This window comes from Holdemania sp. 1001302B_160321_E10, assembly GCF_015552275.1.
Taxonomy (GTDB): Bacteria; Bacillota_I; Bacilli_A; order Erysipelotrichales; family Erysipelotrichaceae; genus Holdemania.
In genome coordinates this window covers 1-25,067 of sequence record NZ_JADNEM010000002.1, presented here as the reverse complement: position 1 = coordinate 25,067, position 25,067 = coordinate 1, and the positions used below count along the sequence as shown (strand labels likewise).

Here is a 25,067-nt window from a genome sequence, read left to right as displayed (position 1 = left end):
ATTAGTGGTGAAAATTGAGTGATTGTAATCATCTTAACACGCAACTCAGCGTTAAGATGATATACTATATATGGAGTGATATATATGGATAAAAGCAAAGCGGAAGTCAAAGATGTTGCTAGATATATAATTAATTATTGTAATGATAGCAACATACCGGTTTCTAATCTAAAACTGCAAAAACTACTTTACTTTGTGCAAGGGGTATCTTTTGCGGCGTTCGGTGAAGCGTGTTTTACAAGCGAATTTGAGGCTTGGAGCTTCGGCCCGGTTATGCCTGAGGTCTATCATGAATTTAAGGTGTTTGGTTCTAATAGCATACCTAAGGTTGAGACATATTATGACTTTACTGATCCTCATAACATAGTTAAGACATTCGACGAATCGGTATTAGATTCTAATACTAAGTTATTGGTTGAGTTAGTAGTAAAAATGTTTAAAAATTATTCGTCTACTAAATTGGTTAGTATGACTCACGCACAAGCGCCTTGGGCTGACGTGTATGAGCCTGATCAAAAAAGTATAAAAATAACTAATGAAAGCATTAAAAAATATTTTCAGAATCAATATGGATCGGGTAATTAATTATGGATATCGATGTAGAAAAATTAAATAGAGTTTTGCAAAATTTACTTGACGGAAATGATTTGGACGATAACAGAATTACAAAATATTCCGAAAAAGAAGAGGCAATGAATGATGTGTTGGCAATTTTAGATGTGAGTAGCGATGAATTTGATCCATCTAGTTTTGTTTCCAGATTGAAGTCGTATATAGAAAATCATGATAGAATTTTATATTCTGTTGTTACTAATAGGGTGTATGCAAAGAAAACTGTGGAAATGGGTACGTTACTAACAAATCTTGATAAAGTCCTGCAAAGCGAATATATATTCTGTAATTTTGATGAAGAAAAGCGGGCTAATATCATAAAAGTGATTATTAAACTTACTGATCATATCAACTTAGCGATGAGCCAGAAAACTAGTTTTGAAATGTCGGATGAAGCTTTTAAAAAAAGATCGGATCCATTAATCAAAGCAGCTATAAAAGCAACCGAAGAACGATTTGAAGGTGTTGCTAAAAAAGCTGAAGCAGAAGTTGGAGAAGTGAAAAAAGATATACTTAATCAACTGATATCAATTGTTGCCATTTTTACTGCAATTTCATTTGTAATGTTCGGCGGTATAAGTACCATGTCAACTTTATTCAAAGAGATCGGTGATGGTGTTGATTTAGGTAAAGTCATGGTATTAGGATCGATGCTTGGTATGGCTATGGTTGCAGCTACATATTTGTTTTTAAGATTCGTTATGGTAATTGTTAAGGATTCGGCAAAACACCCTGTCATGGATAAAATTTTTTATTGTTCAATAGCTTTATTATTTTTAATGTTTATTATTTCGCTTGTGGTGTGCTATGAAGGCTATGATCTAATGCCTGTAGTTTTATGTGCTATAGTAGTATTCATGTTTCTTCCATATGTGATTGATCGTATAAATTGATAATAAAATTCTTATATTATAGCAACGTGATCTCTTGAGGTCACGCTTTTTTTTGAAAACTTAGAAACAGTTTTGATATGACACATCCCAAAAGCCTGCAACAGTTTACTTATGACACATCCCCTTTTATAATGACGAAAATGTTCAATAAATATTGGAAATTTTTCTTTGATAAAATCATTAGACTATCGTTGAAAAAACGCGATAAAACACTTTTTTAAGGGGATTTCTTTAATATAAAGATGCGAAAAAATGTTCAAAAAGTAATTGACAATATCGGAGGATAGAGATATCCTTTAGATGTACACGGGGCGGCCCAACAAAAAACCGCCCCAGTCGAAGACCGTGCGGAAGATCGCTAGAAAGGCGGGACGTATGGTTAAGGTGATTTTGATTATATGGTTGTCGCTCCGTCTAAGGTTAAGCAAAATTAAAAAAGCTTAACCCCTGCCCGGGTTAAGCGCACCACAACGGGTTACCCCGTGTACACCAATTATACAACAGCATCAAAAAAGCCGCAAGCGTCGCACCGCTTACGGCAACGGCTGGAAATCATGACAAGGAAAACCAGCCGACCCAATTATAGCACGGGGACAACCCCTGTGGAAAGGAGAAAAAATCATGACAACAAGAACAATCAGAACACCGCGCGGCACATTCGAGGCGGTAACCTTCCCATCTGAGGAAGCGGCCAGATCGGCAGGATTCAGCCTTTACTTCACTAACGACAACGGCACGGACATTTTCACGAAATCCGATGCGGAAACCCATCACACGGAATTTGCGATCATCAAAGCGATGAAAAGAAAGTTTGATTTTGGTTGCATCGATTACGAAGGACGAGGAAAGGCGCTTAACCGGGTAACCGTGGAAATGGAATATAAGCAGAACGGAGACAAAAAGCGTTTTTCCGTCTCTGCATTGGTTTGGAATGCTCGGCATTCCGACGTTGTTGCCGGGGGTCAATGCCTTGACAGCATCGCCCCATATATCCAAAATCCGGTTTTCTCCGAAATCTTCAGACTCTGGAAAGCGTATCATCTTAACGATATGCACCCAGAATGTGAGCATCAACACGCCGCGGGATGGCATAAGCTGGCGGGAAAGAAGGTTACTTTATATCATTGGAGAATGACGCAAGAAGCCATGAAAGAACAAAGAGACGCCGAAAAAGCCGCCCTTGTTGCGTTGAAGCTTGGGGAAACATTCAATCCGACAATTGATCAAAAATTTTTCGCTAACCTCGAATATTCGTTGACTACATGGACGGAAATGCTGCCCGCGGAATTGGCGAAATATTACGAGCCGAAAAAACCGCTTTACGCCGGCGACAAAGGGCACACAGAAACAAAGTCTTTAGGCTGGTTACATGAGAGCGAACACCCGGACGGGATTCTTGCTAAAGCTTGCCCGGTGTGTGGCTACACATACGGAAGCGAATGGAAATATTTTCCCATTCCGGAAGAAGACGAAAAAATTATTTATAAGCTTATTGAAGAAGGGAGCTTATAAAGTGAAACAGGCAGAGATAAAACGATTATTTGTTTTAGAATTTTATGGAACGATGGCGGCATATAAAGCCGCCAGAAAAAACGATTATTGCAAAGTACAGCTTGAATGGTCTTGCTTTATTGATGGTTTATGCCGTGATGGCGTAATCTCACAAACGCAATATAATAGTGCCACTTTTTAAGGATAGAGATAAATTGATGAATAAGAAAGAGCGTGAAGTTGAGCAAACTTGTTGTACAAAATATCACCTCTTTCTTATTTAATAGTTAGGAAATTCTTGATATTTAGGATTTTCGATGGTATATTTAAATAGAGCAAGCCTTTCCAGGCATCTATAAAGCAATAGCGGACTATAACGGTTGGGATGGTCACGCTGTTATTATGATTGATGTATCCGATTGTAATATGTGGACTGATTTATTTGTTTCTGATTCGGAGTATAAACGCTATCACAGCCCATCAATTTTTAAGTTGATAAAAAAAGACGGTTTATTCTGGTGCGATGACAAAACGTCGGCAGGCGTCGCGCTCTGGGAAATGTCGGAAGATCTAAGTTCTTATGGAGCTTGGAAGAGCAGTATAGATGATCCTGAAATTAGGAAAATGGCCGAAGATGTGGCGAAGATCGCTAAGAACTTAATGAAGGGAGAAGATAAACATGGTACAGTAAGAGAGGAGGTGAAGCCATGGGAAAGCTTATAAAGGGTGTTCTGATGGTCATCTTCTTCCCGATCTGGTTCTGCTTCTGGTTTCTGGCGGCGCTGGTTGGGCTCAATAAATAAAGGCAGCTTATAACGGGCTGTCTTTTTTTACGCTCTCACCGATTGTCGATTATGCTTTATATTTATTAGATCTGTTTATGATTATTAACTAATTTACATATCTAGCCCCTCTGACTTGTGTAAATGGCTGTTCTGGCGACGTTTGCGCGTTGTGGCTATAGTTTACTTGTTTTCTTCGTTTGTTGCTGTAAAGGCTTTTAAATAGGCTGTACAGCGTTTAACGTTTTCTCTTATTGCTTGATGTACTGAATATCTTGGATGTAGGCGGTCTATAACGCTGTCTGAGCCAATATAAGGCGCGTTTCCTTTCCGATCAGGGATCGGGCTTCTGTTTAGTGTGCCTGTCGCGTCTGGGCTGCTTCTTGGAGCTTGTGAGGCCTTCTTGTTGTCCGTGCTGCTAGATATGTATATATATAATAATACTTTAAACTTATATTCTATTTAGTATATAAAATTATGTATTGTATATTAAAGAAATATAAATAATAAAGATTTTATATTTATTATTATGATAGACGCTTTTTCATGAGTTCCTACGTGCTTGTAGGCATCGTTTATATAGGCGTTATGTATTCGTACATGATTACGCTAATATGAGCTCATGTGATGCTGTGAGGCGTTATGAGAGTGATTATGATAAGGGATGTAACGACAGTTAATAAGGCTTCATTAATTTAAAAGTTTAAACTTAAATATGCGTAAGGTATGGCATAGGATGCGCCATTTCCTCATGGTGTTTCATGGGTCGATCAATGATCGTGTTCATTAAACGTTCGTTTATTGCACACTTCAGATAGTCAAATAAGCCTTATTTAAAGGCTTTTTCATATGACGTGCCCCTTCCCTATTGTCCAATCGACGCCCGGGGGTCTAGTTACCCCATTTCACCACACATAAACATTTTGAAAGGAGTCATTCAATGACGGCATTAGAAAAACAAATTTCCCAGCTGATTAAAGAAATCCATGAACTGGGAAAGACATTAAAGGAAATACAGAAATCAATAGAACGAGGGACAAGAAATGATTAAATCAGGAACAAAAATTAAATTATATCCGTGGAAAACGTATAGGGATGATCCCACGAAGTCTGTACCCATAGCAATTGTGGAAGACAAGCACGGCCGGAGAGTTATGTGTCAAGCATTGGACATTAATCTGTACGCAGCTTCTACAACAAAGAAATCTTCAAGGCGAACGGGATTTCTGTATCTGAACATTTATACGAATGCGGATCTTACGATTGGCGAATATGTCACGGTAGACCAGATCGTTTCGATTCAGAGCATCTTTATCGGGCGAACAAGAATTTTTATCGCGACGATTACGATTAAAGAACAAGATCGGTCCATACCTGAAATTTTGGACGATGGCGTGATAGTGGAGGACTGCTTAGTAACGTTCTGATTATTTAATTTAGAAAGGGGGTGGTTAGTCACCGTGAACTATAAAGAAGCAGCTCAGGCATATATGAAATTGTTTAAGCAAGTGAAAGTTCGGGATTCTCCGATGATGTATAAAGTGACAACAAACCTCTACATGGCGTTGTATCAGCTTTATGAAGAATCTGATGTACAGGGGCAAGTTAATATTTGCTACGAAATCAACGATAACGTTCTGAAAAAAGTTCAAGAAGCGATCGATAGATGCCGGGATGTCCTGATTGCGAATAAATTATTTGATCTATACAGGCATTTGTTCGCAATGTCAGCACGAAGAATCATGGCAAATATGGCCTTATACGTGGAAGCGCAGAAAACAAAAAAAATCTGGGATAAGACACTGGAAACAATGGAGCCAGTGTTTTTTTATGGATCGAAGTTTGTCAACGAAGAACAATTCTTGATGCTTCGCGCTTCATGTATGCCTGGGCTTGGAAAATCGTATTTCGGCAATCTTTTGGTTGCCAGTATTGTCGGTAACGATCCCAACGCAACAATCTTGAGAATTACGTACTCGGATGACCTCGTTAAAACGACAACCCGGCAGACGAAAGCTATTATTCAATCAAAAGCGTTTGAAGAAATTTTTCCTCGGTACGCTGGCAAGCCTCGATTTAAAAATGATGACAATTATTCCTTTGTCATGTGTGATTGCGAAGACGAGAATCAATTTTTCGCGGTCACTCGCGACGGACAATCAACCGGAAAACGAGCTAAATATCTGATTATTGACGACTTACTTAAAGGTGAAATTGAATCCAGCAACACTACGCTTCATGCACAACTGGTAAATCGTTTTGATTCGGATTGGACATCTCGTGCCGATGACGATTCGCAGAAGATATGTCTTTTGGGAACCATGTGGGCTCACACAGACCTGTTGAATGTGGTTTATGATCGTGAAGTCAATTCTGATGATTGCCAGATGGTGGAAGATGATAACCGGAAGTTTACGATTGCATCTGACGAAATGGCATTTATCAGTATTCCTGCTTTGAACGAAAACGGCGAATCAACCTGTCCTTTGCGCTTTTCAACAAAAAAATTGATGAAAAAGCAAAGGGAAATGAGCGATTATCTATGGGCGGCCGTTTATCAGCAGAATCCAATTGCGCCGGAAGGGTTGGGATTCACATGGTCAGCTCTTCAACAATATGAGCGATTGCCGAAGCTTGAACTGGAAACTGTGTATGCTTCACTGGACCCGGCGCGCCGCGGAAAAAACTATGTTTCTATGCCGATTTTTAACAGATATAAAGGTGATGATCGATATTACCTTGTTGATTTTCTTTACAAGAAAAAGTCAATGAAAGAACTATATGACGATATCGTTGAGAAAATCATCAGCAATAATGTTTTACAGATTGTAATCGAAAACAATACTGACACAAGCTTGAAAGAGGTCTTAGATGAACGTTTGAGGAAACGGCGCTATTACAAATGCACGATTATCGAAAAGTATTCAACAGAAAACAAAGAGTCGCGCATCAGCAATCATCAGGGATCCGTCAGAAATTCGATCGTCTATCCAAAAAAGGGGTTATACCCAGAAAGCACAGATATGGGAAAAGCTATGGCTTCAATAACGTCATATAGCTTTGATTATCCGAATAAATTCGATGACGCGATCGATTCTATAGTGTTGTTTATTCAGCAGTTTATCGATAACTTATTGAAAATGTCTAAGCCTAAGTCAATTAATCGGCGGAAGCTTGGTATTTAGAAAGGACTGAATTATGACAGAAGAAATAAATCCATCCCCAAGTCCTCAGGATCCATCTCAAGATATTCCACCAGAGGAAATAACAGATCCCACGCAGGAAGAAATTCAGAGCAAGATTGACGCTTTAGGCTCAAGGTTTCACTTCGGCCGAAAAAGGATTGTTATCCCATTGGAAAAGAACAATCTAACACCAGAAAATATAGGACGATATATCAATCATATCATGGCGTGTCATCAGGAAAATGTGACTGAATATCGGCATCTTCACGGAATTTACAGAGGCGACCAGGAGATTCTCAAGAAGCAACGTTTATATGATGAGGCAAACAAAGGAAATACAATCATTGTTGAAAACCACGCCTTTTCAATGGTTGAATTTAAAAAGGGATATCAGTATGGCGATGGCGTAAAACTGTCGATGGAATCGGAAAGTGACTGTCCCCAAGAATTGTCTGAGTTTTCAAAGATTCTCCGAGCTTGTGACTACGATTCTAAAAACATTGATCTGGCAGAATGCCTTTACACTGCCGGCACAGCCCGAAGAATCACACTGCCGCTAAAAGAACATGAAAAGAAGTATAACAGAAAGAAAGTTAAGGTCCCATTTCGCACTGAAAACTTGGAATTCGAGGAATCTTTTGTGGTCTACTCTACGGCAATTGGTCATGACAAATTGTTTGGCGGTGTGATATCAAAGCAACCGTCTTCCGATATTAACGATCGAAAGTATACGCTTACTATTTATACGGACGATCTAATTTTGGAATATGATTACACGCCTATGGGGATCGCTCAATTAAAAAGTGAAGGAAAAAATACTATTGGAGTGTGCCCGATCGTCGAATATGATCTGAATAAATCCCAATTGGGGATCATCGAAGTTGTAGAAACTATTCTCAATGGAGTTAACCTAATATCTTCAAACAGTGTTGATAATATCGTAGATTTTGTTAATTCGCTCTTGGTGTTTTATAACCAAGAAGTGGATATTAAGCGATTAAAAGATTTATTAGAAGCGGGTGCTTTGGAAGTGAATTCAAACGATCCGTCACGCCCTGCGGACGTTAAATATTTGGTTAACGCCCTTAATCAAGCAGACGTCCTCGCGAAATATGAGGCTCTTATTACGGTTGCCTATGACATCGTAGGCGTCCCGCGCGCTTCCGGGACATTTACTTCCGGTGGTGATACAGGCCAGGCGCGATTGCTTGGCGGAGGATGGACCCGAGCGGACATCGTTGCAAAGCAAGACGAAAAGTCAATCATCAAAGGTATCAATCAGGATCTCGACGTTATGCTTGCTATTTGTAAGATGGATCCGGCTTGCCCGATCAACGAAATTTACCCAGAAGATATTAAGATTTCGTTCAACCGAACAAACAGCGATAACTTGTTGGTAAAAACACAGTCGTTGTCCAATTTGATTGCGATGAATTTCCCGAAAGAGGCTGCATTAAATGCGATTGGTCTTGTGTCTGGCATTCATGAGGTTTGTCAGCAATGGGAAGATCAAATCGAAAAATCGAAACAGGAAGCCATTGAGCTTGCTGATAAGCAGAAAGAACAAGAAACTGGAGAAGAAAACGATAAAGTTAAGAAATCGGGTGAAGAAGAGTAGTCCGATTTTTTATATGTCAGAGAAGACAATAAAACGCAAGGGACAGAGAAGTCTTTAAAACGCAAATTAAAGAGACAGAGAAGTCTTTAAAACGCAGGAGGAATTATGTCTTTACAGGAAATGATCCAAAGAGGATCGAAAATCAAACTCAACATCCAGCAATTTGCAGAACCAGCAGATCCTGCACCTAAACCTGATGGTGGATCGGATCCAAATGAACCTGGCGATCAAGAACCACCGGTAGAACCCACAGTGCCAAAGTCAGCTTTTGACAAAACAGCGAAAGAACTCGCTGAAATCAAAAAGAAGTATAGAGCGAACCTTGATGAAACCGCTCGCCAAAGAGACGAACGAGAAGAAGCAGAGAAAGCAACCCGTGCTTTGAAATTGGAGAATGCGCTGCTTAAAAACGGATTCTCAGTTGATGAAATCGAGAGCTTGAGGGATTCGGTTGCTGATGTGGACGTTGAAGGAATTGTATCAGGGTTTGGCGCCGTCATTGCGGCTCGGTTAAAGGCGAAAGACGATGAGATCGCGGCACTGAAATTGGAAAGTGTTAAAAGACCGCCTACACCGGCCGGAGAGGGTGGACTTGAGGTAGACAAAATCACAGCGAAAGATTTTGCAAAAATGAATTATCAGCAGCGTCTGGAATTGAAAGAAAAACATCCAGACGTATACAAGAAATTTACAGGAGGAAAATAATCTATGCCAAGAACAGGTACTTTTGGCGGATTTCCATTCGATCCGGAAGTGTTTTCCGGTTATGTATCGGAACCGTCTTATTTAAAAACAGCAATTATCGCTTCCGGCATTATTCGGGAAGATAATACAATTCGATCTTTGATCGGAACAAGCGGCAACGTCGGAACTATGCCTTTATATGTTCCTATGGACTACGAAGAAGAAGGAAACGAAGCGCTAAACTACGACGGCATGACAGATAACACGCCGATTGAAACATTGGGCAAGAAGCAAACTTTTATGTCCACCTTGAGAATGAAGGCGTGGAAAGCTAAGGATTTCACACATGAGCTGACCGGGGCAGATCCGATTGGCGATATTGGTCGTAAGGTTGGAGATTACTATCAGCAAACTTGGCAGCATGTCTTAATGGCAATTATGGAAGGCGTTGAGGGAGTAGCTGGTCTGGAGACACATAAAACCAATCTTGCAAAAACAGAGGGAACAATTGAAGAATCTAATAAAATCGGTGAAACAACGCTGATTGAATTAGGCCAGAAGGCTCTTGGCGATATGGCGGACCGTTTCCGTTTAGTTATCATGCATTCGACCGTTTATACACGTCTATCCATTCTGAAGCTGATTAACTTTAGCAAGTACACAATTCCAGGAGCAATTGTTGATACCGTTGATCTTCCGACTTACAACGGCAAGATCATCGTCGTTGATGATCGCGGAACAGTGGACACATCAGTCGCAGGCTATCCAAAATACAAGACAATCATGGCCGGTGAAGGAACTTTCTTAACTTGCCCACGAGAACTGGATATGCCGTATTATGTTGACTATGACCCGGAAACTTCAGGCGGCGTTGAAATGCTGTACACAAAGCAGGGCAGAGTCTTACATCCAAACGGTTTATCTATTATTCCAGATAATATCGAAAAAGAATCTCCGACAGATGCGGAGTTAAAGAATCCGAATAACTGGAAGCTGGTTTTCAATCACAAAAACGTCCCGTTGGCTTTCCTGTATACTAACGGTTAATATGTTTATTCTTATCAATGGAATGCCCTTTTGCTATGACGGCGAAAGGGCATATCCAATCCAAATTGATGCATTCAAAGTCTTCATTCTGAAAGATAACCCTTTACCAGTTAAAACAACGATTGGGTGTATCTATACGGAAGAGGAAATGCGTATGCGACTTGGCATCAAAAAAATTGACGCTTGGGACGAAGTCAATAAAAAGGTTGTCAAGAAATCAAACAAAAGTATATCCAGCGTTGGCTTCAATCCTTATATCATTCAAGTACAAAATACGCTCGATGAGGACGGACAGCAATCCGAAGACGGACAGCAGCCTGAGGATGAACCACCTTCAGATCCTGTTGAAAAAAAGCGGAGAAAAAGAAAGGAGTAAAGTGTGAAAAATGAGCTGATCGCGAGATTGTCTGAAAAATACCCTTATATAGATTTACTGGATATTGAGGATGCCATCGAAGCTGCGTTATTTGTTCTTTCAGAGCTTAAAAAAGATGATATATCCAATTTAATGCCAAAGTATAAAAATTGGGTTTATCGTGCGGCTATTGAATTTATTGAGCGCAGCGGCATGTCATCTGTGCTTGCATATTCAGAAAATAACTACACGGTCAGCTTTGACCGAACACAGCTCTCAAGTGGACTAATTAGAGAACTCACGCCGAAAGTGGGTGTCCCGAAGTGACGATCATTCGCAATAAATCTGTTTTTATTTCGCATGTTATGAGTACCGATACCTCAACGGGTATTGAAAGAAAGACGTATAGAAGTCCTGATGCATACAGATTAAGCTTATCCCCAGTATCTGGCGAACTAGAGATCAAAGAGTATGGTGATCGTGTGTTCAGAATGCTGAAAACTGTTGTCGATTATCACCTGATTTCTGATATAGCCGAAGGGGATGATGCTTGGGTTTATGATACTCCACCAGCAGATGCCGATTACAAGGTTGTAGGAGTTCGTCCAGGTAATTTGAAAGCTGTCGTTTATTTAGAAAAGAAGGTGACAAAATGCGTGAAGTTAAAATCCGGAATAAAAAGAACAATGTAGTTAAAAGTGTAGACGAAAAGTTCGTCAAAGACTTTTTGGGGACCGGTGATTGGGATCTGCTTAAAGAAAATGTTGTAAATCAAAAAAATGCAGCTGGCAAAGATCGAGTTTAATCTTTCTCCCGATTCAACGGCAAAAGCGAAAGAAAAGTTAATCGCTTTGAAGAAGGAACTTGGTAATATCAATGATATATTCCTTCATCGCTCTATGGAATTTATTTGCGAACGAATTCAAAAAAACATTGAGGAAACAACAGGAAATGGTATTTATCAAGTGACTGGAACCCTTCTCAATGAATTTGGTCCTGACAAAGTGATTTATGAGGGAAAGACGCTGGCAACTCTAATTTCCCATTGCGGTTATTCTGCCTTTGTTGAATACGGAACTGGTATTGTCGGTGCCAGCGATCCCCATCCCAACGCAGGATCAGATGGATGGCAATATGACACGAACGGACACGGAGAAGAAGGGTGGTACTATCTTGATAAAGCCGGAAAGCTACATTTCACTGCGGGTATGCCTGCTCACAGGTTTCTTTACAATGCGGTCAACGATTATCTTGCTATCTATAAACAAATTTATTTCAATGTAATGAAGGAAAGGATGGATGCTTTGGGGATATGAATACACAAGTGCATGAAGACATTTTTATTGCGTACAAACGGTTAATGGAATCGACACAATATCAGCCGGTTGTTCTGAAGAAAGCAAATGGTTCTAATTATCCTTTAATCACTTTGGAAATGATCGACAATTCGCTGGATACAATTTCGACAGATCGAAGCGTGACTTATTCAAAATCTGATTACGAAGTAAACATCTACGCACCTGACATTGAATTGGATGGGGTTAGTATTGAAAATGTCATGGTCGCTTGGTCGTTGGCTGATGAGACCGATAAATTTATGATTGCAGCGGGATTGCATAGAATAAGCTGTCGGCCTACGCCAAACATTGATAAAGACCTCTATCGAATCACAATGAGATTTAACGCAAAACAAGACGACTATCGAGGTCGTCTTTATTGAAGGAGGAAGTTAATATGAAGTTTTATGAACAATTCCCCGAGAATCGCGCAAAAAGTGGCATTGGTTGCGCTTTGTATTCTAAGAACGCGACTGGGAAATTCTCCATCGTCTTACCTTTGGAAACCGTTCCAGTTGCCTCTGCAGCTGCCGGATCCATTGATATTGACGTAACAACCGTACCGTTCATCGGAAAGATCGAAGGCAAAGCATCTCTTGACGAAAAAGAATCAGAATTTTTTGTGCATCGCGATTCAATTCGGCGCTTACAAGAACTCAAAGGAAAGACGACCGAGTTTCTTGTAGTTAATCCTGATTATACCGGTTATCGTTATAACGGAACGGTGTCTATCGCTCAGAGCGATGCAACGTCGGGCGATCCTCTTAAAGGAACGATGAAGATCATTCCTTCGGAGGATCTTGGTTTTATCGACGATTGCTTTGATCTGTTGCAGCAAACCGCAAAGTTTGCGTCACCGATTGAACCAACGCTGGTACTTAAAAAAAGCGAAAAGTATGAGGTTACAATCGAAACGGATCCTGCCGATGCCACGGTTACGGCCGAGAGCGATGCATCTGGTTGTGCAAGCGCAACTGTAACAGGAAAGAAATTGATGGTTACAGGTGTCGCGGCCGGATCAGCTGTCATTAGTTTAAAAGCAGCTAAAGAAGGCTGTGCATCGTGGGTTACAACAATTCACGTAATTGTAGAGGAGGACGCTGCATAATGACTGTTAAATTTTGTGATGCAGGCGGATCCGAATTTGAGTTCCGCCTTTCAAATAAAGCGCGAATTGAAATTGAAAAAAAAGATACGGAATTTTTGAAAATTCCAGAAGTTGCCGAGGTCGTTTCGAAGCTCAAGTCCGATGATGAAGAAGGAATGCGCGAATTTATGCCTGTACTTATTCCTCACTTAGATGAACTGCAAGATGATGATGTTTTTGATATCGGGTACATTTTATTGAAAAATGATAGACGGTATCGCAATGAAATGAACGAAGACAAATGGAATGAAATCATCGATGTCACATCAGAAAAGTACGGTTATGAGGAAACGTTTAATGCGATGACAGATATCGTAAGTGAGGTTTTTACAAAAGTGGCGCGGATGCAAGAGTACAAAGAAAGCAAGGTTCAGTTTCACACGTTCGTGTCCACAAAGAGCAAAGAAGCCAAGTAAAAACTTTTGCGGAATTTTGCAATAAAACGTTACTTCCGCTTGCGATTGAAGTCGGGATGGATCTCGATGCTTTTTGGTATGACGATTGTAATCTTATCTACGCTTACGTTGAAGCTTATTACAATCGTCTTAATATGACAGCCTGGCTGAATGGTTTGTATATTTATAGCGCCGTCAGTACGGTTGTAAGCAACGCCTTGAGCAAGAAAGGACATAAAAAACTTGCGTATCCTTCCATGCCATTTGATCTCAGAGAAAAACAAGAAGAACTTGAGATAAAGGCGGATAGTAAGAAGAGAGATTGTGAATATCGAAAACGTTTAATGCAATTCTATTAACCGTTTTTCTAAAAAGGAAAGGAGGTAGAAATAGTGGGAGGTTATGATGCCGATATCGGTTTGCAACTTAAAACAGCTGTTGATTCAGGCGAGGAATCATTACAGAAAGTGATTGACGTTGTCGGCCGGCTTAACAGAAGTGTTACGGCAATTACAAAAAAAGTAGAACATATGACAGAAGTTTTCGAACGTTTAAAGTCAGTGGATCTTTCTGCAATTCAAGCCGCAAGTCAAAGAATGGCGGAATTTGTAAATGCGCTAAGCAATGTGAATGTTGAAAGCTCAATTAAGCAACTTCGTAAGATTCCGAAGACTATGGAGTCCATTGCGGCTATTGACGCTTCCAAAATCGGCGAAGTGTTTACAACGTTGGCAACGCAAATTCAACCGTTTCTTGCAATGCTTAAAGAAGCGGAGTCATCACTGATCGCTTTTGAAGCTGCGATGCACCAGCTTAATAAAAAAAGCAATTTAAAAAATGTAGAAAAATCTATTTCAAATGTAAATAAAGAAGCCAAGAAATCACCGTCTTTATTAAAGCGAATGTTTAATATCGGCAAGATCTATTGGTTTTTAAATTACACAAAGCAGCTCGGACAAAGCTTTGCAAATATAGTTAATAATGCAATTGATTACGTTGAAACCGAAAATTACTTTGCAAGAGCAATGGGAGAAGCTTATGAATCGGCCAACAGGTTTCAGAACAAAATCGCAGAGGCGTATGGTTTAGCAACAACTGAAACCATGAAGTACCAGGCTACATTCATGAATATGATGAATTCAATCGGAGGGTTGGGTGCAAAGACAGCAGAAAAACTGTCAGAGACGCTGTCAATGATGGCCGTCGATTATGCCTCTTTGTATAACACCTCTATTGAATCTTCAATGACGAAATTTCAGGCAGCCCTGACCAAACAGGTTCGTCCAATTCGTTCAACGTCAGGTTACGATATTACTCAAGCAACCTTGCAGGAAAGCTTACAGCAATTAGGTATTTATGATCGTTCGGTTCGTACATTATCGCAAATGGAACAGCGTTTATTGATCATCTATACTTTACAGCAGCAGATGGCAAATTCGAGCGCTATGGGCGACTATGCACGAACGATCGAGAATGCAGCAAATCAGATCAGAGTTCTTCAACAGCAATTTAAAGAACTGACAAAATGGGTGGGTGGTATCTTTTATCAAGCATTGGAAAAGGTACTTCCGTACATTAATGCAGTGGTCATGGTTCTAAAAGAGCTGGCAAAAATGGTGGCTATTTTCTTTGGTTATAATCCTAATTCTTCAGGATCTTCCGGGGTTGGAAATATTCTGGATGGATATGGCGATAGCGCTGAGGACGCAACTGCCAAAGTAGAAGATCTTGAAAAAGCAGTAGACAACATGAACGCCATGGGAATTGATGAACTTAATACCTTTTCGCAGGACACGGGTGGATCCAGCGCTGATCTTGGGGGTATGGGCATTGATGATCGAATTCTTGCTGGCTTAATGGACTATGACAGCTTGATGGGCGACGTTCAAATGAAAGCCGAGAAGATCCGGGATGCAATCATGGACTGGCTGGGATTTGATAAAATCCTCAATGATGACGGTTCTATTTCTTGGATTTTGAGAGATGGGCCAACAAACATTGGCCGAATCATAACTGGTTTAAAAATCGCTGGCGCAATCATTGCAGGTTGGATTTTATCGACGCCACTTAGACGTTTCATCGAATTGTTTTCAGGGGATAACAAATTTTTCAAGGGGTTATTCAATATTGCAGATTTATTTGGAAAGACTGGCGGAGTAAAAATCGATTGGAATAAGTTATTCCATTTTGATACGCTCAAAAAAAGTTTGAGTGGAATCTTCTCAAACCTTGGGAGCCTTGTTAAAAATTCAAAAATTGGTAAGGCGGTAGGATCCGCTGGGAAAGGTTTAATGGACGGTCTTTTGAATAGTAAGGCGGTTACGATACTGACATCCAAGCTTGCCGGACTAAAAGCTGCTTTCTCTGGAATATCATCAACTGTCGGGCTTATTTCAGCGGAGTTCGCAAACCTGTTTGCACCTTTCATTCAGTTTATGCAGCCATTCGTTCAGTTTATTTCAGCCTTTGTTACCAGCCCTGCTTTTATCGCGGCGTTCTTTGCCGCTCTAGTTGGAGGTTTCATTTACCTTTACAACACGAGCCAGAATTTCCGTAATTTTGTTGGACAGATCATTGATACAATCGTTGAAAAATTTAATATATTTGTGACAACGATTCAAGCTCTTGGAACCCAGCTGTGGGAACAAGTCATCAGTCCAATTATCGATTTGGTTAAGGAAAAGCTGAGCTGGTTGTGGGAAAATGGTTTTAAAGATCTTGTAATAAACCTGACTGGATTTATTGGTCTTGTAGTGACATCCCTATTTGATCTCTGGAATAACGTTCTGGCACCACTCATTTCATGGTTAATCGAACTCCTTGCACCAACGGTTATCGGTGTTGTTGATACCATTCTAGGGGTAGTTGAAAGTATCGTTAAAACAGTCACGGGTGTTATTGACTCAGTTATCACCATTCTAAAAGGGATAATCAAATTTATCACCGGTATATTTACAGCTGATTGGAAGATGGCTTGGAGCGGCCTTGGTGATATCTTTACCGGGATCATGAATATCATCATTACGGTTTTTGAAGGATTGCTCAATATGATCATTGACGGAATCAATGGTTTCTTAAACTTTATCAATGGTTTAATCATTGGCGCTTCTAAACTTCATTCAAGTTTAGCGTGGCTGGCTGATTGTACATTGCCAACGCTTCAACATATCATCCTTGACAGAGTCGGGCCAAAATCCGTTTCTGGAGGATCGACCGGCGCCGATTCTATGTATGGCTATGCCGAGGGTGGTTTTCCAGATCGTGCAGATATCTTCTTTGCCAACGAAGATGGTATACCTGAGTTGGTAGGCAGAATTGGTTCTCAGACAACTGTCGCGAATCAGGAACAGATTATCGAAGGCATCAAGCGAGGTGTAATGGAGGCAATGGCGGCTGTTGACAGTGGTGGAGATATTAACTTGAATCAAACGATTGAACTGGACGGCGAATCGATTTATCGTAACCAGCAGAAAATCAAAAAGAATAGAGGTTATAACTTCGGATTGGAGGGGATTGACTGATGAATAAAAACTATGGATCTGCACCAGTGTGGTTGTTTAATGGCATCCCCGCCCCAATTCCGATGGGGCAGCTCAAGATTGTCGGGTCGCAGCTCGTTGATAGTAAACGCAACGGCCGAGCGGAAGTCGTTGCTCAGAAAATCAACCGTAGGATGCGGAAATACGATTCCGTTCAATGGAGCTATTTAACCTATGATGAATGGCAGTGGATTATCCGAAATGTAGAAAATTTTGAAGTGAATTTAACCTTTTGGGATGAATATGAAAATCGTATTATTACCAGAAGGTTTTATTTTGGTGATGCCAGCGCAACTCCGTATGAATGGGATAGTGTGTCGTATTCAGTGGCAAAACCACTAAGCTATATTAACTGTACCGTAAATATAATCGACATGGGGTATTGATTATGAAAATGACAAGCAAAGCTTATCGCGAAGAAATCAATCAGCCTGTCCGCGGAATGTTTGCGGTGAGAGTATCAATTGGTGTTGTGAGTATTGATGCGCAAACCAATGCAAGCATCATAAATCCAAGCGATTATTTCATTTCTGACGCAGAAATTTTCGATGATCGGGAAATCAATTTCCCTTACGCCTCTTTTGAAAAGGATCATGCCCAAGCTAACGGATTGTTGTTTTTTCCTCCGGAAGGGGATATTGATGAAGTTTTATTTAATGGCTATATTGTCGATGCGCTTTCTGATGCGGAAGGAAATATTGATGTTACTATCGATTTTTCCTTTCCACAGGAAGTTCAACCGCTTGAAGTGAAAGGATTGACTTTTGATTTTGGTGATTATTCTTTTCCTACAAATTTCTCAGTAACGTGGGATGAAGGGACAAAAGATTTCAGCAATGCATCAGGTTTTTTTGCGGAAGAATCCAGCGTTTTTAACGGTATTCGTGATCATTTCATTATTCACTTTACAAAAATGAGTAAACCACATTCCAGGTTGAGACTGCGTTATATGATGTTTGGCGTAGGTGTTCTTTATGATGACAGTGTTGTTCAAAAAATGACGCTGAAAACCTATACCAATCCAGTTTCAAACAAGCTTCCAACGGTAGATATGTCTATGGATATCATCAATAAAGATTATGAATATGATCTTGAAAACCCGTCATCCAGAATCAATTTTTTGGAAGAACAGCAGGATGGTCGTCTGGCCTTTGGATATCAACTAAAAAGTGGATCATGGGAGTGGTTTAATATGGCGACTGCAAAGCTCAAAACCTGGTCCGCTGAACAATATACGGCAAATTTTAAATTTGAGGGTTTACTCAACTTTTTCGACGCTGACTATTTTAAAGGAATTTACAGCGATTCAGGACGCTCTCTGTATGATCTGTTTATTGATGTTGTGACGGATATGGGATTGGACCCTTGGCAATATGCAATAGATGATTACTACAAAACAATTCTCACACATAATCCCATCCCAATTTGTAAACACGCTGAAGCGCTTCAAATGATTGCGAATGCCGGCCGGGGATATCTTTCTTATGATGCCAATGGAGTGCTCGTGCTGAATACTAATTTTATTCCGGATTATTCATTTTCCGCTGAGGATAAAGCTCCATACAGCAATGTATCCCTACTAAAAAAAGGGTGGAATAATCACTATGCAACATTCGGAAATAACGAAACAGATCAAGAAAGTTTCTTTCTTCCGGAAAATTCAGATTACATTGATATCGCGTATGTATCGCGATCAATGTCTGATTCATCAGGATCTTTTACAAAGGCCCCTGAAATAACGATTAACCTTGAGTCTGGCCTTGTGACTATGGGAATTATCTTAGAGTTTGGAAATACGATTGCGTCTGAATTTGAGGTTTGCACCTATTTAAAAGGGCAACAAGTGGAAGCAAAGCAATATACAAACGCATCCTCTTTCATTAACTGTAACCGCAGTTGGCAGAAGTTCGATAAGGTTATCTTGCGTTTTTTGAAAACGTCTGAAGGGAATCAGCATATCTATGTAAATCGAATCAGTTTCGGTGAACTTTCGGATTATTACATCAGTTTTGGAGAGTACATTGAGAAAACGCCAAAAGGAACAGTTGAAGAAAAAATTAAGACACTGTATGTTACGGCGACACGTTTCGCAAAACAAGGTGTCGAGGAAGAAATATCATCAGTCGACTTCTCATCGACGGAATCGGGCCTCTATGAGACGATTACGTTTGATGAACCCAGATATGATATCCGGGTCGAAAACGCCACTCTGATTGAATGTGGAAGCTATTATGTAAAGATTCAATACGCTGCGGTAACCGAAGATTCTACAGCTCATATTTACGGAAAGAAGTTTGCTTTAAGTTACGTGAATGTCGGTCGGATGGTACATGAAAAGGGAACGGATAAGTATTTCAGCAACGATCTTGTAGATGGTGTTGGACAGGCGAAGCTCATGGCAAAATGGCTTGGTGATTATGTGTTTGAAAACAAGCAATATGAGTTCAATTGGCGTGGAGATCCATGCGTTGATAGTAACGATATAATTTATATTCAAAACAGGTTTAATGATCGAATGCCTTTCCGGATCATGAACAATGAGGTTACCTACAACCAGAACGCATACAGCGGAAAGATTAAAGGAAGGAGAGTTTATGTGGACGCAACCGAAGATAAATTGGGATATCGAGGACAAGATTAATGTTTCTGATTACAACCGGATAAAGAATAATATGCAGTATTTAATTAACCTGGCATACGAATTATATCCGGAATTTGGAATTGTTGCTCTTGGACAAGATAAAACGTATTCAGATTTACCCTACGCGAGTATTTGGAATGCGATAGAAAGAGATATCGATGCAATTTATGCAAACACCTTCCAATATCCGGAGCATAAAGATACCAACACGTATTATCCAAACAATAAATACATTAGCTCCGCAGATCTAAATCGCATTGAGACATTTCAGGTAAAAATGAAGGAATTATTGGAAAATCAAAAAAGAGGACGTCATCGCCTCTCTTTTAGATTAGGGGGTGATCGATACGCTTAAAACGAATTACAAAGACGATATATTCTCTGGCTCAAGGAAATATACTCTTGTTGAAAATCCGGACGGAACCATTTCTCTTGAGGATAAAACGGATTATGTTCAGCAGGGCGATACCTTCGCGGCAAAAGACGCAAACAGTATTTGCCTTGCGATAGGGGTTAAACACGAAACTGAAATCATTGTTCCATCAACCGCAGTTTGGACACTTCTCACGGCTGAAAATGTAGGAACTTTAGATCCTCGCCCAAAGGTAAATCCAGATCCCAGTCTAAAATATCCATATTTTACAGATATTGATTTTGACTGCGATGAAGACGATGAAGTCTATCCTGAATGGGATATTGACACCGCTGAATTGGGATGTTTGGGAAACTCTATCAGAGTATCGGCTGGCAAATTAAGAATTTACTGCAATGCTGATATGTCCGGGACTCAGTTGCGAGCATACCAATATACACAGAAGAAATCAAATACTGCATCATGAAAGGGATGATTTAATTGGCAATAAAAAGTGTAAAAGTAACACTCAACGGGCAGAGTTACGATTTAACCTACAATTCAACATCAAAAAAATACGAGGCAACAATCACGGCCCCGAGCGAAACGTCTTGGGGGCAGAACAACCACGTCTACCCGTTAACCTTTACGGCGGCGGACGTAGCCGGAAACACTAAGTCAGATACCTCAAAGACGATCCGTGTTAAGGAAACTGTTAAGCCGACAGCGGCAATCACAGCGCCGACCAACGGTTCTACCGTGGTTACGAACAAACCGGAAATCAAGGCACAGTTCCGGGATGCTGGATCCGGTGTCCTGAAATCGTCGATTGTCTTAAAAGTGGACAATACCGCAGTAGCCGCGGCGGATTACACCCTGACAGATGTATCCGGTGGTGTCGATCTCAGTTATACGCCTAAGACGGCATTGACGGACGGCAGCCATACGATTACCGCAAGCTGCAGCGACAATGACGGAAACACATCGGCAGCGGCCAGTGTAACCTACAAGCAAGACACTACGCCGCCGGAACTGACAGTAAGCCAGCCGACTACGCCGACCAACAAGGCCGCTTGCACAATCACAGGCAAGACCTCTGACGCGACATCCAGTCCTGTAACCGTTAAGATCACACTTAACGGAACGGATCAAGGCGCGATCACGGTTGATTCCAGCGGCAATTTCAGCAAGGCGTTAACTCTCAAAGAGGGTAGCAACGCCATCGTGGTACGCTCGACGGACGCCGCTGGTAAATACTCCGAGGTCACCCGCACGGTCGTCTTGGACACTGTTGCTCCGGTCTTCGGCGCGATCACTGTTACTCCAGATCCGGTCAATACCGGCGGCACGATTACGATCACCGTCGAGGTCACAGATGCCTGATGGTCACCCGAGTTTACGGTAACGCCGGCTTATACTTTGTAGAGTTTAAACAGGATTCAAGGGGATTGTGGACTGCCACGATCCCTTTTCCTGATTCCTACGAGCTGGTTATTGACTTATACGCTGAGGACGATGCTGGAAATCCAAGCTTTTACACGGCGTATAAGATTTTATTTGATTCCAGTAAGCTGACATACAGGCTGATTCCAAGCCCTTATCGAGCAGTGCTGTTATCTCAAAATATTACAGCGAAGTTGATGCCAACAATGGAAAGGAGAGGATAGCATGGTTACAAATCCGGCCTATATTATTGGTGAAAATAAGGTAGTATCTTTACAACTTGAGAGCACAAAAGGAGAACATTTTGTAGTCAAGGAAGCTACATATAAACTCACATTAGATGAAGTGGAAGTGCTAACTGGAGATTGCAAAATAGACAACGAAAAATATGTTGTGTCTTGCCAGCTTGAACCTCCGGATCCTGGATTTTATCGGTTGGACATTAAATGCGTGGTTGGGCCGGAAACTTTTATCTTTAGATATGGGGTGATCGTAAAATGCTGACAGTGGCCAATCCTACCATATCCAAGACCGTCGTCAACACCGGCGAACGCTTTATTGTGACCGTCGAGGTCACATCAAAAATGACCTGGGCGGAACTAAAAAAAGCCAAGTGGGCGGACATCAAAAAGTACACCTGGGCGCAGATTAAGGGGGTGGTTAAGTAGTGGCAACCTCAACAACGCATTACAGCTTGTCAAAGCCGGCGGATTCTGATTTGGCGGATAATACGGTATTTAACAGCAACTTTGACAAGATTGACGATGCGATTTACAACGCGACGTCAAAATATCTTCCTGGCTTTACAATTGCGGCGACCGCAACTTGGACCCAGCTGACCGCGGATAACGTAGCCAGCTTGGATCCGGATTATCAAGAGGCGGATCCGGCACTCAGCTATCCGTGGTTTACTGATGTCACCTACACCTGTGCTGCTGACGACATCATCGAGCCGATGTGGCCAGCTAATGTGGAGGGCATCGGCCCATACATCAAAGTGACAGCCAACAAGCTGCGGATCTATGCCGACAGCAACAAAAACGGGACCGCACTTACCGCATTTAAGTGCAAGAAAGGATGAAGAAAATGGGATTTTGTAAAAACATCATGCAAGTAGCGACTGGCCTAAAATCTGACAAAATTGTGTGCTTGATGAATAGCGCGGGAACGTGGCAGTACAACCCTTCATTTACACTTGATTTTGGGGAAATTGTAACACTGATTGGCACTTATGCTTATGGTCTTACTGTGACATCCAATGTTCATGAATTTGTTAGAAACAAGCACAAAACTGAATACTCCGCTGATGGTACTAATTGGACTACAATTAACAACGGGAAGTGCTTTGTGGATGCCCGATATGTCCGTATGACCAATGATAATGGCGGCCATGACCGGTATATTGAGGGTATGGCATTAGGTGTAAAAAAATCGGGGGGGGGGGCGTAAAAACTCCTTATTTAAAAGGGTTTTCGCACTTTCTGAACACCTTTGGAAGAAGGTGTTACTGATGGGATTCTGCCGAAATATTCTCCCGTCTTCTGGCGGCGCAAAAAGACTTTATCTGTTCAAGGACGGAGATCAATGCAGTGATGTAACTGGCGGATGGACAAATTACGTTGAAGGCAACGGAGGAAGTTATACAGCAGATATTCGAGAAAATTCATTGTATATAGGTGGAAGCGGAAATGGTAGAAAAGGATGGAAACCTAAGAATAGCTTATCAGCTGATGTGCTAAATAAATATGATTATGCTTTCTTTGAGTATAAAGCGAGAGGATATTCAAGTGACAATGGAGGACGCGGCGAATTCTATGCTGATAAAAATGGATCGTGTTTTTCTGACGAAAACTGCAATAATCGGGATATGCAAAGAATTATTGCGCTGCCATTAACTAATGATATGATTAAGTTCGCTTTACAAATGAATGGGTATAGCACCTCCTATATGTGGGTGAGCAAAGTTTGGCTCGAAAAGGTCGGTGATTAAGATGTCGAATTTCAGTAGAAATATATTGACAACTAATTCCTCAAATTACGAAGTCATCAACCTTTTTGATGCCAGACAATCCCCGGGGAGTATTAGCGGATCAAGGACGTTTGACAAACCTGTTTACGTTGATAAAGTTTATTTATCATGGTTTCGTAGCTTTTCTGACTATGCAGCCACTGTGACCGTAACGATTACGCTGGAAGATGGTACAAGTAAAACGATCTACTCCGTGACAAACAGTAAAGTTGTCGGTGGCGAAAATGCGGTAATCACAATTAATGATAAAATTAAATCAATCAAATTCTACATGACAAGCGGATCGGTTGGCGGTAATGGTATTGGATATCAGCTGACGTTTATAGCTAAATCCAACACCCCTAAAACTAATAAACAATATTTATTTAGAAACGGAGAAATTGATCCTCGCATACAGTTGACAAGTAGTGTTTTTATTGACGGCGGCTATATTACATCGTCCGGAAATGTATCTTTAGATTTTGCTATTGAAGACTTACAAGATAAGACTTTAATGTTATCTGCGTTTAATGATAACGCTGCTTCTAATGATGGCACTCGTTTATGGATTTATGCGATTAATGGTAACAACGTTTTAAAAGAAGCATGCGCGGTTTTTTCTGGCGGGACAGCATATAATTGCTTAAAAATTGTTGGTTTGGATTTTTCATCATTTACTGGATATACTGGCCAACGATTGAGTTTTAACTGCCTTAATAAACAAATCAAAATTAAGGAAATTTGGTATGAATAAAAGAGGGGAGTGATCAGATGGACTACACATCACCTGCTGATCTCTGCCAATGGGCAGAGCAGCAGCTCAACCGCAAGACGATCTATCAACTCGGCGGGATCGGCCGCTATGACGTGTCTGGCCGCCGGGTGTTTGACTGCGTCGGCCTGATCAAGTGCTTTTTGTGGCACGACTACGGCCCGGGCAATACCAGCTACTACGGTAAGACGGCGCCGGATATCAACGCTGATCAGATGTACGCCCGGGCGACCGACAAGGGGCCGATCAGCACGATCCCGGAGATCCCCGGGCTGCTGGTCTGGCAGCAGGGCCACATCGGGATCTACATCGGCGGCGGCCAGGTCATCGAGGCCACAGCTAAACGATGGGGATCCGTCGGCGGCTGCGTCGTCAAGTCACAATTCAAAGATAAGTCCGCGGCGATGTACCGCGGCACATGGACACACTGGCTCAGGTGTCCTTTTTTAATTTACGAGGAGGGATCCAAGATGTATTTAAAACCAGGTTATCAAAGCATCGCATGGCAAGGCCAGACGATCCATGTCTACAAACGCAAGACGGATCAGGATATTGGCCTGCTGCAGCTGCCAGGACAAGTAACCGAAACGATAGATAAAATCGACGATGACCACATTCATTACTGCAAGGTTAACTGGCCATTTTTTAACAATCATCCAGGTACTAAAGAGTACGGTATCACTTATGGACGTAATCAAGGATTTACCCGGGATGATCGGCCGGCACAAAAAGAGTATCATAGCTTAATCATTACCAAAGATGGTCG

At 41.2% G+C, this 25,067-nt stretch carries 30 protein-coding genes and 1 pseudogene; all 31 read left to right on the top strand.

The annotated features are described in order from the left end of the window. Nucleotides 1-84 precede the first annotated feature (84 nt). Nucleotides 85-585, top strand: coding sequence for a Panacea domain-containing protein (locus I2D94_RS01205; RefSeq protein ID WP_195395332.1), 501 nt, complete (start codon nucleotides 85-87; stop codon nucleotides 583-585). Nucleotides 586-587: 2 nt separating this feature from the next. Then, entirely contained in the window at nucleotides 588-1,505 is a 918-nt protein-coding gene (locus I2D94_RS01200) for a hypothetical protein (RefSeq protein WP_195395331.1), read from the top strand. A 621-nt stretch (nucleotides 1,506-2,126) separates the two neighbouring features. Continuing rightward, nucleotides 2,127-3,017, top strand: a complete 891-nt coding sequence (locus I2D94_RS01195) for a hypothetical protein (RefSeq protein WP_195395330.1) — start codon at nucleotides 2,127-2,129, stop codon at nucleotides 3,015-3,017. A 1-nt stretch (nucleotide 3,018) separates the two neighbouring features. Beyond that, nucleotides 3,019-3,198 (top strand): hypothetical protein, encoded by a 180-nt coding sequence (locus I2D94_RS01190; RefSeq protein WP_195395329.1) that lies wholly within the window; start codon nucleotides 3,019-3,021, stop codon nucleotides 3,196-3,198. Between the two features lie 200 nt (nucleotides 3,199-3,398). Further along, a complete protein-coding gene (locus I2D94_RS01185; RefSeq protein WP_195395328.1) occupies nucleotides 3,399-3,719 on the top strand; it encodes a hypothetical protein in 321 nt (106 codons plus the stop codon). A 1,519-nt stretch (nucleotides 3,720-5,238) separates the two neighbouring features. After that, nucleotides 5,239-6,963 (top strand): hypothetical protein, encoded by a 1,725-nt coding sequence (locus tag I2D94_RS01180; RefSeq protein ID WP_195395327.1) that lies wholly within the window; start codon nucleotides 5,239-5,241, stop codon nucleotides 6,961-6,963. Nucleotides 6,964-6,976: 13 nt separating this feature from the next. Then, nucleotides 6,977-8,581, top strand: a complete 1,605-nt coding sequence (locus I2D94_RS01175) for a phage portal protein (RefSeq protein WP_195395326.1) — start codon at nucleotides 6,977-6,979, stop codon at nucleotides 8,579-8,581. A 105-nt stretch (nucleotides 8,582-8,686) separates the two neighbouring features. Next, entirely contained in the window at nucleotides 8,687-9,286 is a 600-nt protein-coding gene (locus I2D94_RS01170) for a hypothetical protein (protein WP_195395325.1), read from the top strand. 3 nt (nucleotides 9,287-9,289) lie between these two features. Continuing rightward, nucleotides 9,290-10,312: a hypothetical protein gene (locus I2D94_RS01165; protein ID WP_195395324.1), complete on the top strand. Its 1,023-nt coding sequence runs from the start codon at nucleotides 9,290-9,292 to the stop codon at nucleotides 10,310-10,312. Nucleotides 10,313-10,466: 154 nt separating this feature from the next. Beyond that, entirely contained in the window at nucleotides 10,467-10,688 is a 222-nt protein-coding gene (locus I2D94_RS01160; RefSeq protein ID WP_195395323.1) for a hypothetical protein, read from the top strand. 3 nt (nucleotides 10,689-10,691) lie between these two features. Then, nucleotides 10,692-10,994 (top strand): hypothetical protein, encoded by a 303-nt coding sequence (locus I2D94_RS01155; protein WP_195395322.1) that lies wholly within the window; start codon nucleotides 10,692-10,694, stop codon nucleotides 10,992-10,994. Further along, nucleotides 10,991-11,359 carry a hypothetical protein gene (locus tag I2D94_RS01150; protein WP_195395321.1) on the top strand — a complete coding sequence of 123 codons (369 nt, stop codon included), beginning with the start codon at nucleotides 10,991-10,993 and terminating at the stop codon, nucleotides 11,357-11,359. Before I2D94_RS01155 ends, I2D94_RS01150 begins: the two co-directional genes overlap by 4 nt. 87 nt (nucleotides 11,360-11,446) lie before the next feature. Further along, a complete protein-coding gene (locus tag I2D94_RS01145) occupies nucleotides 11,447-11,983 on the top strand; it encodes a hypothetical protein (RefSeq protein ID WP_195395320.1) in 537 nt (178 codons plus the stop codon). Next, entirely contained in the window at nucleotides 11,980-12,387 is a 408-nt protein-coding gene (locus I2D94_RS01140; protein WP_072684045.1) for a hypothetical protein, read from the top strand. Before I2D94_RS01145 ends, I2D94_RS01140 begins: the two co-directional genes overlap by 4 nt. A 14-nt stretch (nucleotides 12,388-12,401) precedes the next feature. Continuing rightward, the gene (locus I2D94_RS01135; protein WP_195395319.1) at nucleotides 12,402-13,112 is read left to right on the top strand and encodes a hypothetical protein; all 711 of its coding nucleotides are present in this window, start codon (nucleotides 12,402-12,404) and stop codon (nucleotides 13,110-13,112) included. Then, a complete protein-coding gene (locus I2D94_RS01130) occupies nucleotides 13,112-13,567 on the top strand; it encodes a hypothetical protein (protein WP_072684047.1) in 456 nt (151 codons plus the stop codon). Before I2D94_RS01135 ends, I2D94_RS01130 begins: the two co-directional genes overlap by 1 nt. Before the next feature lie 56 nt (nucleotides 13,568-13,623). Further along, the gene (locus tag I2D94_RS01125) at nucleotides 13,624-13,905 is read left to right on the top strand and encodes a hypothetical protein (RefSeq protein ID WP_195395318.1); all 282 of its coding nucleotides are present in this window, start codon (nucleotides 13,624-13,626) and stop codon (nucleotides 13,903-13,905) included. 33 nt (nucleotides 13,906-13,938) lie between these two features. Continuing rightward, nucleotides 13,939-17,067, top strand: a complete 3,129-nt coding sequence (locus I2D94_RS01120; protein WP_195395317.1) for a hypothetical protein — start codon at nucleotides 13,939-13,941, stop codon at nucleotides 17,065-17,067. Further along, a complete protein-coding gene (locus I2D94_RS01115; protein WP_072684050.1) occupies nucleotides 17,067-17,471 on the top strand; it encodes a hypothetical protein in 405 nt (134 codons plus the stop codon). Before I2D94_RS01120 ends, I2D94_RS01115 begins: the two co-directional genes overlap by 1 nt. A gap of 2 nt (nucleotides 17,472-17,473) precedes the next feature. After that, nucleotides 17,474-19,726: a hypothetical protein gene (locus tag I2D94_RS01110; RefSeq protein WP_195395316.1), complete on the top strand. Its 2,253-nt coding sequence runs from the start codon at nucleotides 17,474-17,476 to the stop codon at nucleotides 19,724-19,726. Further along, the gene (locus I2D94_RS01105; RefSeq protein ID WP_195395315.1) at nucleotides 19,680-20,081 is read left to right on the top strand and encodes a hypothetical protein; all 402 of its coding nucleotides are present in this window, start codon (nucleotides 19,680-19,682) and stop codon (nucleotides 20,079-20,081) included. The genes I2D94_RS01110 and I2D94_RS01105 overlap by 47 nt, the downstream gene beginning before the upstream one ends. Further along, nucleotides 20,065-20,565, top strand: coding sequence for a hypothetical protein (locus I2D94_RS01100; RefSeq protein WP_195395314.1), 501 nt, complete (start codon nucleotides 20,065-20,067; stop codon nucleotides 20,563-20,565). The genes I2D94_RS01105 and I2D94_RS01100 overlap by 17 nt, the downstream gene beginning before the upstream one ends. A gap of 14 nt (nucleotides 20,566-20,579) precedes the next feature. Further along, a complete protein-coding gene (locus I2D94_RS01095; RefSeq protein WP_195395313.1) occupies nucleotides 20,580-21,461 on the top strand; it encodes an Ig-like domain-containing protein in 882 nt (293 codons plus the stop codon). Continuing rightward, on the top strand, nucleotides 21,461-21,745 hold the full coding sequence (locus tag I2D94_RS18630) for a PF13754 domain-containing protein (RefSeq protein WP_195395312.1): 285 nt from the start codon (nucleotides 21,461-21,463) through the stop codon (nucleotides 21,743-21,745). The genes I2D94_RS01095 and I2D94_RS18630 overlap by 1 nt, the downstream gene beginning before the upstream one ends. 1 nt (nucleotide 21,746) lies before the next feature. Then, the gene (locus tag I2D94_RS01085; protein ID WP_195395311.1) at nucleotides 21,747-22,025 is read left to right on the top strand and encodes a hypothetical protein; all 279 of its coding nucleotides are present in this window, start codon (nucleotides 21,747-21,749) and stop codon (nucleotides 22,023-22,025) included. Then, a complete protein-coding gene (locus I2D94_RS01080) occupies nucleotides 22,019-22,189 on the top strand; it encodes a hypothetical protein (protein WP_195395310.1) in 171 nt (56 codons plus the stop codon). The genes I2D94_RS01085 and I2D94_RS01080 overlap by 7 nt, the downstream gene beginning before the upstream one ends. After that, nucleotides 22,189-22,602, top strand: coding sequence for a hypothetical protein (locus tag I2D94_RS01075; RefSeq protein ID WP_195395309.1), 414 nt, complete (start codon nucleotides 22,189-22,191; stop codon nucleotides 22,600-22,602). Before I2D94_RS01080 ends, I2D94_RS01075 begins: the two co-directional genes overlap by 1 nt. Before the next feature lie 5 nt (nucleotides 22,603-22,607). Then, a complete protein-coding gene (locus I2D94_RS01070; protein ID WP_195395308.1) occupies nucleotides 22,608-22,970 on the top strand; it encodes a hypothetical protein in 363 nt (120 codons plus the stop codon). Nucleotides 22,971-23,031: 61 nt separating this feature from the next. Next, nucleotides 23,032-23,511, top strand: a complete 480-nt coding sequence (locus tag I2D94_RS01065) for a hypothetical protein (protein WP_195395307.1) — start codon at nucleotides 23,032-23,034, stop codon at nucleotides 23,509-23,511. A 1-nt stretch (nucleotide 23,512) separates the two neighbouring features. Then, nucleotides 23,513-24,283 carry a hypothetical protein gene (locus I2D94_RS01060; protein ID WP_195395306.1) on the top strand — a complete coding sequence of 257 codons (771 nt, stop codon included), beginning with the start codon at nucleotides 23,513-23,515 and terminating at the stop codon, nucleotides 24,281-24,283. Nucleotides 24,284-24,300: 17 nt separating this feature from the next. After that, nucleotides 24,301-25,067 (top strand): annotated as a pseudogene (locus I2D94_RS01055) (hypothetical protein); the annotation flags it as partial.

Bases quoted from the DNA above. Each gene is read 5' to 3' on its own strand.
- I2D94_RS01205 (WP_195395332.1), top strand. From the start codon at position 85: ATGGATAAAAGCAAAGCGGAAGTCAAAGATGTTGCTAGATATATAATT.
- I2D94_RS01200 (WP_195395331.1), top strand. From the start codon at position 588: ATGGATATCGATGTAGAAAAATTAAATAGAGTTTTGCAAAATTTACTT.
- I2D94_RS01195 (WP_195395330.1), top strand. From the start codon at position 2,127: ATGACAACAAGAACAATCAGAACACCGCGCGGCACATTCGAGGCGGTA.
- I2D94_RS01185 (WP_195395328.1), top strand. From the start codon at position 3,399: ATGATTGATGTATCCGATTGTAATATGTGGACTGATTTATTTGTTTCT.
- I2D94_RS01175 (WP_195395326.1), top strand. From the start codon at position 6,977: ATGACAGAAGAAATAAATCCATCCCCAAGTCCTCAGGATCCATCTCAA.
- I2D94_RS01170 (WP_195395325.1), top strand. From the start codon at position 8,687: ATGTCTTTACAGGAAATGATCCAAAGAGGATCGAAAATCAAACTCAAC.
- I2D94_RS01165 (WP_195395324.1), top strand. From the start codon at position 9,290: ATGCCAAGAACAGGTACTTTTGGCGGATTTCCATTCGATCCGGAAGTG.
- I2D94_RS01160 (WP_195395323.1), top strand. From the start codon at position 10,467: ATGCGACTTGGCATCAAAAAAATTGACGCTTGGGACGAAGTCAATAAA.
- I2D94_RS01145 (WP_195395320.1), top strand. From the start codon at position 11,447: ATGCAGCTGGCAAAGATCGAGTTTAATCTTTCTCCCGATTCAACGGCA.
- I2D94_RS01140 (WP_072684045.1), top strand. From the start codon at position 11,980: ATGAATACACAAGTGCATGAAGACATTTTTATTGCGTACAAACGGTTA.
- I2D94_RS01135 (WP_195395319.1), top strand. From the start codon at position 12,402: ATGAAGTTTTATGAACAATTCCCCGAGAATCGCGCAAAAAGTGGCATT.
- I2D94_RS01130 (WP_072684047.1), top strand. From the start codon at position 13,112: ATGACTGTTAAATTTTGTGATGCAGGCGGATCCGAATTTGAGTTCCGC.
- I2D94_RS01125 (WP_195395318.1), top strand. From the start codon at position 13,624: ATGGATCTCGATGCTTTTTGGTATGACGATTGTAATCTTATCTACGCT.
- I2D94_RS01115 (WP_072684050.1), top strand. From the start codon at position 17,067: ATGAATAAAAACTATGGATCTGCACCAGTGTGGTTGTTTAATGGCATC.
- I2D94_RS01110 (WP_195395316.1), top strand. From the start codon at position 17,474: ATGAAAATGACAAGCAAAGCTTATCGCGAAGAAATCAATCAGCCTGTC.
- I2D94_RS01105 (WP_195395315.1), top strand. From the start codon at position 19,680: ATGTGGACGCAACCGAAGATAAATTGGGATATCGAGGACAAGATTAAT.
- I2D94_RS18630 (WP_195395312.1), top strand. From the start codon at position 21,461: ATGGTCACCCGAGTTTACGGTAACGCCGGCTTATACTTTGTAGAGTTT.
- I2D94_RS01085 (WP_195395311.1), top strand. From the start codon at position 21,747: ATGGTTACAAATCCGGCCTATATTATTGGTGAAAATAAGGTAGTATCT.
- I2D94_RS01080 (WP_195395310.1), top strand. From the start codon at position 22,019: ATGCTGACAGTGGCCAATCCTACCATATCCAAGACCGTCGTCAACACC.
- I2D94_RS01070 (WP_195395308.1), top strand. From the start codon at position 22,608: ATGGGATTTTGTAAAAACATCATGCAAGTAGCGACTGGCCTAAAATCT.
- I2D94_RS01065 (WP_195395307.1), top strand. From the start codon at position 23,032: ATGGGATTCTGCCGAAATATTCTCCCGTCTTCTGGCGGCGCAAAAAGA.
- I2D94_RS01060 (WP_195395306.1), top strand. From the start codon at position 23,513: ATGTCGAATTTCAGTAGAAATATATTGACAACTAATTCCTCAAATTAC.